At 74.1% G+C, this 10419-nt stretch carries 10 protein-coding genes; 9 read left to right on the top strand and 1 reads right to left on the bottom strand.

All coding sequences use genetic code 11. The features are described from left to right. A partial coding sequence (locus tag BAW75_RS13395; protein ID WP_104113774.1) for a glutathione S-transferase family protein occupies positions 1-996 on the bottom strand: 996 nt, incomplete at its 3' end. 95 nt (positions 997-1091) lie between these two features. Between BAW75_RS13395 and BAW75_RS13390 the strand changes: the two genes are divergently transcribed. From BAW75_RS13390 to BAW75_RS13350, 9 genes are all read left to right on the top strand, one after another. Further along, on the top strand, positions 1092-1514 hold the full coding sequence (locus BAW75_RS13390) for an ester cyclase (RefSeq protein ID WP_064446631.1): 423 nt from the start codon (positions 1092-1094) through the stop codon (positions 1512-1514). A gap of 73 nt (positions 1515-1587) precedes the next feature. Further along, positions 1588-2178 carry a NuoI/complex I 23 kDa subunit family protein gene (locus BAW75_RS13385; RefSeq protein ID WP_051611348.1) on the top strand — a complete coding sequence of 197 codons (591 nt, stop codon included), beginning with the start codon at positions 1588-1590 and terminating at the stop codon, positions 2176-2178. Continuing rightward, positions 2175-2699 carry an NADH-quinone oxidoreductase subunit J family protein gene (locus BAW75_RS13380; protein WP_104113773.1) on the top strand — a complete coding sequence of 175 codons (525 nt, stop codon included), beginning with the start codon at positions 2175-2177 and terminating at the stop codon, positions 2697-2699. The genes BAW75_RS13385 and BAW75_RS13380 overlap by 4 nt, the downstream gene beginning before the upstream one ends. Continuing rightward, a complete protein-coding gene (gene nuoK / locus BAW75_RS13375; RefSeq protein WP_069088037.1) occupies positions 2696-3049 on the top strand; it encodes an NADH-quinone oxidoreductase subunit NuoK in 354 nt (117 codons plus the stop codon). Before BAW75_RS13380 ends, nuoK begins: the two co-directional genes overlap by 4 nt. Next, positions 3046-4971, top strand: coding sequence for an NADH-quinone oxidoreductase subunit 5 family protein (locus tag BAW75_RS13370; protein WP_104113772.1), 1926 nt, complete (start codon positions 3046-3048; stop codon positions 4969-4971). The genes nuoK and BAW75_RS13370 overlap by 4 nt, the downstream gene beginning before the upstream one ends. Further along, positions 4968-6473: a complex I subunit 4 family protein gene (locus BAW75_RS13365; protein ID WP_104113771.1), complete on the top strand. Its 1506-nt coding sequence runs from the start codon at positions 4968-4970 to the stop codon at positions 6471-6473. Before BAW75_RS13370 ends, BAW75_RS13365 begins: the two co-directional genes overlap by 4 nt. Next, on the top strand, positions 6470-7936 hold the full coding sequence (locus BAW75_RS13360) for an NADH-quinone oxidoreductase subunit N (RefSeq protein WP_104113770.1): 1467 nt from the start codon (positions 6470-6472) through the stop codon (positions 7934-7936). The genes BAW75_RS13365 and BAW75_RS13360 overlap by 4 nt, the downstream gene beginning before the upstream one ends. A gap of 149 nt (positions 7937-8085) precedes the next feature. Then, the gene (htpX, locus tag BAW75_RS13355; RefSeq protein WP_064446626.1) at positions 8086-8964 is read left to right on the top strand and encodes a zinc metalloprotease HtpX; all 879 of its coding nucleotides are present in this window, start codon (positions 8086-8088) and stop codon (positions 8962-8964) included. 139 nt (positions 8965-9103) lie between these two features. Then, positions 9104-10363, top strand: a complete 1260-nt coding sequence (locus BAW75_RS13350) for an MFS transporter (RefSeq protein WP_104113769.1) — start codon at positions 9104-9106, stop codon at positions 10361-10363. Positions 10364-10419: the final 56 nt, after the last annotated feature.

The raw sequence follows: 10419 nt of genomic DNA, 5'->3' as shown, positions 1-10419 counted from the left end.
GGGGGGTGGGGTGCCGTCGCCGAAGGGGCGGCCGCCCAGTTCCTCCCGGCCGTGCGGGGTGAGCCAGTTGCTCAGGTCGGGGCCGAGCGGCACGATCCCGGTCGGGTTGATGTCCCGGTGGACCTCGTAGTAGTGCCGCTTGATGTGGTCGAAGTCGATGGTGTCGCCGAACCCGGGCGTGGTGAACAGGTCCCGCGCGTACGCCCACAGCACCGGCATCTCGCTGAGCTTCTGCCGGTTGCACTTGAAGTGCCCGTGGTAGACCGGGTCGAAGCGGACGAGCGTGGTGAACAGCCGTACGTCCGCCTCGGTGATCGTGTCGCCGACCAGGTACCGCTGCCCGGCCAGCCGTTCGCTCAGCCAGTCCAGCCGGTCGAACAGCCGGTGGTACGCCTTGTCGTACGCCTCCTGGCTGCCGGCGAAGCCGCACCGGTAGACGCCGTTGTTGACGTCCGCGAAGACGACCGCGTTCACCTCGTCGATCTCGGCGCGCAGCGGCTCCGGGTAGAGGTCCGGCGCGCCGGGACGGTGGTACGCCGTCCACTCCGTCGTGAGGTCCAGGCTCATCTGGGCGTAGTCGTTCGTCACGACCTGCCCGCTGGGCACGTCGACGAGCGCCGGGACGGTGATGCCGCGCTCGTAGCCGGGGAAGCGGGCGAAGTAGGCGTCGGCGAGCCGCTCGATGCCGAGCACCGGGTCCTTGCCGTCCGGGTCCAGGTCGAACGTCCAGCTCCGCTTGTCGTGGGTCGGCCCGGCCACTGCCATCGAGATGGCGTCCTCCAGCCCGAGCAGGCGCCGGACGATGATCAGCCGGTTGGCCCAGGGGCAGGCCCGGCTGACCGCCAGCCGGTAGCGCCCCGGTTCCACCGGCCAGCCGTCCCGCCCGTCGGCGGTGATCCGGGTGGCGATGTAGCGCTGGTCGCGGGTGAACTCGCCACCCGGCTCCACGTACTTGCCGCCGGTCCGGTCCAGGACCTCGTCGTCGCTGCCGCCCACGCTCTACCTCCGAGTTCGCTTTTCGCTCCCATCATGGTCGCTCGGGCGGCTCCCGGCAGGTCGAGCGCGTCACAAAGAGGCATAGGCTGCCCGCCGTGACCGATGTGGAGACGGCGGCCCGGCGTTTCGTCGCCGACGTGTGGAACGCCGGGCGCGAGGAGAGCGCGTACGAGCTGGTGGCGGCGGAGTGCCCGGGCCTGGGCGGCACCGGCCCGGCGGCGATGCTGGCGTGGCACCGGGACCGGCGGGCGTCGTTCCCCGACCTGCGCTACAAGATCGTCGACGTGGTGGCGGCCGGTACGCGGGTGGCGGTCCGCTGGCGGGCTGCCGGCACCCAGGCGGGCCAGTTCGGTCCGGTGCCGCCGACCGGCCGGGTGGTCAGCTATTCGGGCGCGACGTTCCTGCGCTTCGACGACGACGGGCGGATCGTGGACGTGTGGAGCGTCAACGAGCTGTTCCAGGTGCTCCAGCAGCTCGGCGTGGAGATGCTGCCCCCACTCACACCCGGCGAGGCGTGATCCGGCTGCACGCCCGGGCCAAAGCGCCGGGTGGTGGTCGCGCGCGCCCGGGTCACAGGGCAGGATGGGCGGCATGAGCGAGCACGGTGGAGTGCCCGGCGGCGGTCTGGTGAAGGGCCTGGCGGTCACGTTGAAGACGATGACCCGCCGCTCGACCACCCAGCAGTACCCGGATGTGGCGCCCGAGCTGCCGCCGCGCTCCCGTGGCGTGATCGCGCTGCTGGAGGAGAACTGCACGGTCTGCATGCTCTGCGCGCGCGAGTGCCCGGACTGGTGCATCTACATCGACTCGCACAAGGAGGAGGTGGCGGTGCCCGGCGCCGCCCGCCCCCGCCAGCGCAACGTGCTCGACAAGTTCGACATCGACTTCTCGCTCTGCATGTACTGCGGCATCTGCGTCGAGGTCTGCCCGTTCGACGCGCTCTACTGGTCGCCCGAGTTCGAGTACGCCGAGTACGACATCAAGGACCTGCTGCACGACAAGGACCACCTGGGCGAGTGGATGGCCACCGTCCCGCCGCCGCCGGCGCACGACCCGCTCGGCGACCCCTCCAAGGAGGAGACCACCGCCGCCCGGAAGGCGGCGGGTCCGTCGGCCCGTCCGGCTCCTTCCCGGGTACGCCCCGACGCCGCCACCGATCCGGGCGGAGGCACTGCCTCATGACCGGTGCGGACGTGCTGCTGCTGGCGCTGGGCGCGGTGGCGGTGGGCGCGGGCGCGCTGGTGGTCGCGACCCGCCACCTGGTCCGGGCCGGGTTGTGGCTGGTGGTGTGCCTGGGCGCGCTCGCCGGTGACTACCTGGTGCTGACCGCTGAGCTGGTGGCCTGGGTGCAGGTGCTCATCTACGTCGGCGCGGTGGTGGTGCTGCTGTTGTTCGCGGTGATGCTGACCCGCGCGCCGATCGGCCCGTCGGACGACCTGGACCGGCCGGGCTGGGCCGCCGCGCTGGTCGGCGGCGGTAGCGGCCTCGGCCTGGCGGTGCTGCTGATCGACGCGTTCCGCTGGTCCCGGGTGGACCTGCCGGCCGCCGGCACCGCCGAGCGCCTCGGCGAGCAGGTGTTCCGTTCCTGGGTGCTGCCGTTCGAGGTGCTGTCGGTGCTGCTGCTGGCCGCGCTGGTCGGCGCGATCGTGCTCTCCCGCCCCGACATCGGCCGCCGGTCCGCCGACGAGGGCGGGCGCCAGTGAGGCCGGTCATCCCGTACGTCACCGCCGCGCTGCTGTTCGGCCTCGGCGTGTACGGCGTACTGCGCCGCCGCAACGCCGTCCTGGTGCTGATGGCGGTGGAGCTGATGCTCAACGCGGTGAACCTGGTGCTGGTCACCGCCGACACCACTGTGAAGGCCGCGCTGCCGCACTCCGGTCAGGTGTTCGCGCTGTTCGTGATCGTGCTCGCCGCCGCCGAGATCGGTGTCGGGCTGGCCATCGTGCTCCAGCTCTACCGGCTGCGCGCCAGCGTCACAGTCGACGACGTGCCGCTGGCCGAGCCGGCACCCGCGGTGACCCCGGCCGAGCGCCCGGAAGGAGCGGTCCGGTGAGCACGCCGACGCTGTGGCTCGCGGCGGTGCTGCCGGCCGCCGCGCTGGTCGCCGGGCTGCTCGGTCTGCTGCTGCCGCCCGCCCCGAGCCACGACCGGGCGTCGGCCCGGCGGACGGCTGTCGCACTGGGCGTGGCCGGGGCGGCGGTGTCGCTGCTGGCCGCGCTGGCACTGCTGGTCCGCGTGGACGCCCCGGTCGAGGCGTCCACGACCTGGATCGACCTGGGCGGACTGCGGGTCACGCTCGGCCTGCGGCTGGACGGCGTGGCAGTGCTCGTCGCGACGGCCGTGGCGGCTGTCGCGCTGGCCGTGCAGGTCTACTCGATCGGCTACCTGCGCCGGGGCCCGCACGACGACGTGGACGTCGACCACCGCTACCCGCCGTACGCGGCGCAGTTGAGCCTCTTCACCGCCGCCATGCTCACCGTGGTGGTGTCCGGCGACCTGATCATGCTGCTGGCCGGCTGGGAGGTGATGGGCGTCTGCTCGTACCTGCTCATCGCCCACGACCGGCGGCTGCCCGAGGCGCCCGGCGCGGCGGTGAAGGCGTTCCTTGTCACCCGCGTGGGTGACGTCGGTTTCCTGCTCGGCATCGCGCTGCTCGGCGTGGGCGCGGGCAGCTTCCGGATCGCCGACGTGCTGGCGCACGACTACGGCACCGGCACGCTCACCGCCGCCTGCCTGCTGCTGCTCGCCGGGGTGGCGGGCAAGAGCGCCCAGTTCCCGCTGCACACCTGGCTGCCGGACGCGATGGCCGGTCCGACGCCGGTGTCCGCGCTGATCCACGCCGCGACGATGGTCGCCGCCGGGGTGTACGCGGTGGCCCGCCTGTTCCCGCTGTTCGAGCGCGCCCCGGCCGCGCTCGCCGTGCTGGGCGTGATGGCCGCGATCACGATGCTGCTCGGCGCGTTCGCCGCCACCGCGCAGGACGACATCAAGCGCGTGCTCGCCTGGTCGACCGTGTCGCAGATCGGCTACATGACCGGCGCGCTGGCGGTCGGCGCACCGGCTGCCGCGCTGTTCCACCTGCTCACCCACGCCGCGTTCAAGGCGCTGCTGTTCCTCGCCGCCGGTGCGGTGATCCACGCCGTCGGCACCACGCTGATGTCCCGGATGGGCGGCCTGCGTACCGCCATGCCGGTGACGTTCTGGTGCACTGTGGTCGGCCTGGGCGCGCTCGCCGGCGTACCCTCGCTCTCGGGTTTCTGGAGCAAGGACGGCGTGCTCGCCGCCGCCGAGGCGGCCGCGCTCGACGGCGCCGGGCCGAGCGCGGCCTGGGTCGGCTGGCTGGTCTGGCTGGCCGGGCTGGTCGGCGTGGCGGTGACCGCCTGGTACGCGACCCGGCTGCTGCTGCGCACGTTCCTCGGCACGACCCGCACGCCGCTGCTGCGCCCGCACGACCCGCCCGCGCTGCTGCGCTGGCCGGTGCTGCTGCTCACGGTCCCGGCCGCGCTGCTCGGCCTGGCCGCGTTCGCGCCGTGGTTCGCCGACCGGCTGCGCGTGCCGGGCGACGACACCGGCGAGGCGGTCGAACTGGTGCACCTCGCGCCGAACCTGGTCCTGCCGTTCCTGCTGCTGCTCGTCGGCGCGGGCGTCGCCTGGGCGGGCTGGCGCCGCGACCCGGCCGCCGATCCGGCCCGCTTCCTGGGTCCGCTGCGGCCGGTCTTCGTCCGGGCGTTCCGGCTCGACGACGTCCAGCACACCCTGGTCGTACGCCCGGTGGGCGCGCTCGCGCGGGTCGTGCGTACCGGTGACGAACTGGGCGTGGACGGGCTGGTCGAGGGCAGCGGCCGGACGGCGGTCGAGGTGGGCGGTGGCCTGGCCGCGCTGCACCGGGCGGCGCTGCCGCGGGCGGCGGCCGGGGTGCTGGCGGGCGCGCTGCTGATCGGCCTCGCGGTCGCCCTGATCGGAGTCACGTCATGACGTTCGGGCAGGTCCTGCTGGTCGCCGTGGTGGCGGTCCCGGCGCTCGGCGCGCTGGCCACCGCGGTCGTGCCCGGTGACCGGGCCGGCCGGGTGGTCGGCACCGTCGCCGCCGCGTTGACGCTGCTGGCGACGCTGCCGCTGGTCGGCGGTGACCACGGCTGGTTCGGGTACGGGCCCCGCCCGGCGGTGCAGCCCTGGCACCAGGTCGACCTGCCGTGGGTGCCCGGGCTCGACCTGCGCTTCCACCTGGGCGTGGACGGTATCTCCTGGCCGCTGGTGGTGCTGACCGCGCTGCTCACGCTGCTGTGCTGCGCGTACACGCTGTGGCGGGTGCCGACCGGCGGCGGCAGCGGGCGGGCGCTGGTGGCGTTGCTGCTGGTGGTCGAGGTCGGCATCCTCGGCACGTTCCTCGCGCTCGACCTGGTGTTGTTCTTCCTGTTCTTCGAGGTCGTCCTGCTGCCGATGTACGCGGTGATCGCCGGCTGGGGCGGCGCGGACCGGCGGCGCGCGGCCCGCAAGTTCGCGCTCTACACGCTGTTCGGCTCGGTGCTGCTGCTGGTCGGCGTCTACGTGGTGGTGGCCGCCGCGGGCACCGCCGACCTGGTCGCGCTCACCGGCGGCGCCGGGCTGTCCCGGGGCACCCAGCTCGCCGCGTTCACGCTGCTGGCGCTCGCGTTCGCGGTGAAGAGCCCGCTCTGGCCGCTGCACTCGTGGCTGCCCGACGCGCACACCCAGGCGCCGACGGTCGGCAGCGTGATCCTCGCCGGGGTGCTGCTCAAGATGGGCACGTACGGCATGATCCGGGTCGCCGTGGGGGTGGCTCCGGAGGGCGCCCGCTGGGCCGCGCCGGTGCTCGGCGTGCTCGCCGTCGCCGCCATTCTGATCGGTGGCCTGGTCTGCCTGGCCCAGGACGACCTGAAGCGGCTGATCGCGTACTCCAGCGTCGGCCACATGGGCTTCGTGCTGCTCGGGATCGCCACGCTCACCGCCACCGGGCTCCAGGCCGCGCTGATCGGCAACATCGCCCACGGCGTCATCACCGCCCTGCTGTTCTTCCTGGCCGGCGCGGTCAAGGACCGCGCGCACACCGGCTCGCTGGCCGACCTGTCCGGGCTGCGGGAGACCGCGCCCCGGCTGGCCGGGCTGCTCGGCTTCGCGGCTGTCGCCTCGCTGGGGCTGCCCGGCCTGGCCGGGTTCTGGGGCGAGGCGTTCGCCGTGGTCGCCGCCGTGCGGCGGGGCGGCCCGCTCTGGCTGACGCTCGCCGTGCTGGCCGCGCTGGGCGGGGCGCTCACCGCCGCGTACTTCTTGCGGCTGCTGCGCCGGGTTTCGCACGGGCGGCCCAGCCCGGCGGTGGCGGGGCTCGCACCCGGGCTGGCCGGTGCGGAACTGACCGCCTGGGCGCCGCTGGTGCTGCTCGCGCTCGCGGTCGGCCTGGCCCCGGCGCTCGTGCTGTCGTACGCCTCCGGTCCGGTGGAGGCGCTGCTGGGGGTCGTCCCATGAGCCTGGTGCAGAGCGTCGACAACGTGGCGATGCTGCCCGCGTACCTGGCCGCCGGCACCGCAGTGCTGGTGCTGCTGGGCGACCTGCTGGTGGCGCGGCCCGCCGTCACGGTCGCGGTGGCGGCGCTCGGCGCGGCCGGTACGGCTGCCGGCGCGACGCTCGTCGGCACGGCCGGGACCCGGCGCACGTTCTGCGTCGGCGACGACTGCTCCTGGGTGTGGGGCGGGCGAGCGGCGCTTGTCGGGGCCGTGATCGCCCTGCTCACGCTCGGCGTGCTGGCGCTGTCCGGCCCGCTGCTGCGCGCCGGGCGCACCCCGGTAGGGGAATACTGCTTCCTGCTCGCCTGCGCGATGACCGGCGGCGTGGTGCTCGGCGCCGCCGGTGACCTGATCACGCTGATCGTGGCGCTGGAGACGCTGACGCTCCCGCTGTACGTGCTGGTCGGCCTGCGCCGGGGCAGCCTCGCCGGCGCCGAAGCGGCGGTGACGTTCTTCGTGGTCAGCGTGGTCGCCACCACTGTGACGCTGCTCGGCGCGGCGCTGCTCTACGCGGTCGCCGGCACGCTGCACCTGGACCGGCTCGGCGCCACGCTGGCCGACCGCGCCGACCTGACCGACCTGCCGCTGACCGGCGTCGCGGCGGCGCTCGTGGTGGCCGGGCTGGCGTTCAAGGTCGCCGCCGTGCCGTTCCACGCCTGGGCCCCCGCCACGTACGACGGCGCGCCGCTGCCGGTGGCCGCGTACCTGTCGACCGCCTCCAAGCTCGGTGGCGTGGTGGCGCTGCTGGCGGTGGTGCAGCGCGCGCTGCCGGGAGACATGACCGGCCCGGTGCTGGCGGCGCTGGCGGTGCTGACCATGACCGTCGGCAACCTGGTGGCGCTGCGTCAGCGGCGTACCGTGCGGTTGCTCGCCTGGTCGTCGGTGGCCCAGGCGGGGTACATTCTCGCCCCGCTGGGCGCGCTGGCGCTGGCCGCGGGCCGCACCGGCGACGCGCGCACGGCCGCGTACGCGGCAGCCGTCGCGTACGCGATCTTCTTCGTGCTGCTGGAGCTTGCCGCGTTCGCGGCGGTGGTGGCGTTGCGCCCGGCGGACGGCGACGGCGGCACGCTGGCCGACCTGCGCGGCGCGGCGCGGCGGCACCCGTGGGTGGGCGGCGCGTTCGCGCTGGCGCTGATCGGGCTGGCCGGCCTGCCGCCGGGCCTGGCCGGGCTGTTCGCCAAGGTGACAGTGGTACGCGCGCTGCTGGCCGGGCACGCGGGGTGGCTGGCGCTGGTGGTGGCGTTGAACGCGGTGATCGGCCTGGCCTACTACCTGCGGGTCACCGCGTCCCTCTACGCGACGCCCACGGGCGCGGCGGCGGTCCGGCCGGCGCGGACCGTGGCGCTGGCGCTCGGCGTGGCCACCGTGGCGGCGGTGGTGATCGGTTTCGCACCGCAGCTGGTGCTGGACGTGGCGGCGCGCTGACCGGTTCGTGCCCTGGTGGGCGACCGCTTCAGCGTGTGCACAGCAACATCCAGCCAACTTTCAGCCATGAGCCGGATGGTTGACGGGTACCGGTGCGTTGAACCGGTCAGCGGGCCTCCCGCAAGGGCCCGCGCACCGAAGGAGAGATCGTGCATCACAACCGTCTCAAGACCGCAGCGCTGCTCGGCCTGTTGACCTCGCTGATCCTCGCGATCGGCTACTGGTTCGGCGGTAGCGGCGGTCTCGTCATCGCCGTCGTCGTCTCGTTGCTGATGAACGGCGTCACCTACTTCTTCTCCGACAAGCTCGCACTGCGCTCGATGAAGGCGCAACCGGTCAGCGAGGCACAGTTCCCCGAGCTCTACCAGATGGTGCGGGAGCTGTCGACGCTCGCCGGCAAGCCGATGCCCCGGCTGTACGTGAGCCCGACCTCGCAGCCCAACGCGTTCGCCACCGGCCGTAACCCGGAGAACGCGGCGGTCTGCGTGACCCAGGGAATCGTGGAGATCCTGGACTACCGGGAGCTGCGTGGCGTGATCGGCCACGAGCTGTCGCACGTCTACAACCGGGACATCCTGATCTCCAGCGTGGCGGCCGGCCTGGCCGGCATCATCACCATGCTGGCGAACCTCGCCTGGTTCATCCCGCTGGGCTCGTCCGACGACGAGGACGGCCCGAACCCGGCCGTGCTGCTGCTCACGCTGATCCTCGGCCCGATCGCCGCCACGGTGATCCAGCTCGCGATCAGCCGGAGCCGGGAGTTCCAGGCCGACCAGTCCGGCGCTGAGCTGAGCCGCGACCCGCTGGCCCTGGCCAGTGCCCTCCGCAAGATCCACATGGGTACGCAGGCGCGCCCGCTCGCGCCGCAGGGCCAGCTCGCCAGCACCGCGCACCTGATGATCGACAACCCGTTCAAGCGGGGCGGCGGCATCGCCGCGATGTTCGCCACCCACCCGCCGATGGAGCAGCGGGTGGCCCGCCTGGAGCAGATGGCCCGCAACTCCGGGCCGGTGCAGTTCCAGCGCTGACCCGCCGTACGCCCGCACCGCGCCCGCGTCCCCAGGACGCGGGCGCGGTGGTGTGTCCCGGCACAATGCGTTTCCCCCGATCAGGCCGCGCCGTTAGGGTCGAAACGTCTCCCACCCATTACTCCCTCGGAGGTCGACCGTGGCCGCACTGCGCCAGTACCAGGGCGTCTGGCGGATCCCCGGCGCGCCGATGCTGCTGATCCTCGGCATCATCGGACGGCTCGGGATCGGCATGACCCCGCTGGCGCTGCTGCTCGTCGTCGAGCAGGTCACCGGCCGCTACTCCCTGGCCGCCGTCGCCGGCGGCATCTACGCGCTCTCCGGCGCCGCGCTCAGCCCGGTCGCCGGACGCATCGCCGACCGGGTCGGCCCCACCCCCGTCCTGCTGGCCACCGCGCTGGCCCACCCGCTCGCCCTGATCGGGCTGCTCGTCGCCACCCGCTCCGGCACCGGCAACCTCCCGCTGATCTACCTGGCGGCGGGCCTGGCCGGCGCCACGTACCCGCCGCTCACCGCCGCGATCCGGGGCGCCTGGAACGACCTCACCGCCCCCGCCACCGGCCGGGCGCACCTGCGCAACACCGCGCTCGCCGCCGAGACCACCCTCTTCGAGGTCGTCTTCGTGATCGGCCCGCTGCTGGTGGCCGGGTTCGTGCTGTTCGCCGACGCCTCCGCCGCGCTCGTCGGCGCCGCCGTGGTCACCCTGGTCGGCACCGGCGCCGTCGCGTTCGGCCGGGTCATGCGCGGCTGGCGCCCGCACCCGCGCGAGCACCACGCCCGGGGCCTCGGCCCGCTGCGGATCGGCGGCTTCCCCGCGCTGCTGCTCTGCGTGGCCAGCCTCGGCATCGCCTTCGGCGCCTCCGGCGTCATCGTCCCGGCCTTCGCCGGGAACTCCGGCGCCGACGACCCGGAAAGCCTGGCCGGCGTGCTGCTCGCCGTCTGGGGCATCGGCAGCGCCATCGGTGGTTTCTGGTTCGGCGTACGCAAGCCCGCCGCCAACATGACCCGCCAGTTCGCCTGGCTGCTCGGCACCGTCGCGGCCAGCTTCGCCGTCTTCGCGGTGATGCCCGGCCCGGCCGCGCTCGGCGTCGCGCTGGTGCTCGGCGGCGCGGCCATCGCCCCCGCGCTCACTCTGGAGAACACACTGGTCGGGCGGATCGCCCCGGCCGGCATGCTGAACGAGGCGTACACCTGGGTGGTGACCATGTCGGTCGCGGCGAGCGCCGCCGGCGGCTCGATCGCCGGCCTGATCATCGACCACGCCGGCGGCGTGTCCTGGGCGTTCGTCTTCGCCGGGGTGGCGGTCGCCGCCGGGGCCGCGGTCGCCGCGCTGCCCGCCGGGCCGATCGCCCGGGCCGAGGCCACAGCGGTACGCGCCGAGCAGTCACTGGCCGCCTGACCGGTGGCGTCCGGGTGCGCCGGCCGGCGGCCCGGTCCCCTCCCGGCGCCTCCCCA

The organism is Micromonospora chalcea, from assembly GCF_002926165.1.
GTDB classification, from domain to species: Bacteria; Actinomycetota; Actinomycetes; order Mycobacteriales; family Micromonosporaceae; genus Micromonospora; species Micromonospora chalcea.
The sequence above is the reverse complement of the archived record's forward strand: the minus strand, read 5'-3'. Positions and strand labels throughout refer to the sequence as shown.

What these genes read in the sequence shown, in the direction of transcription:
- BAW75_RS13360 (WP_104113770.1), top strand. Translation starts at nt 6,470, where the DNA reads ATGAGCCTGGTGCAGAGCGTCGACAACGTGGCGATGCTGCCCGCGTAC.
- BAW75_RS13385 (WP_051611348.1), top strand. Translation starts at nt 1,588, where the DNA reads ATGAGCGAGCACGGTGGAGTGCCCGGCGGCGGTCTGGTGAAGGGCCTG.
- BAW75_RS13380 (WP_104113773.1), top strand. Translation starts at nt 2,175, where the DNA reads ATGACCGGTGCGGACGTGCTGCTGCTGGCGCTGGGCGCGGTGGCGGTG.
- BAW75_RS13365 (WP_104113771.1), top strand. Translation starts at nt 4,968, where the DNA reads ATGACGTTCGGGCAGGTCCTGCTGGTCGCCGTGGTGGCGGTCCCGGCG.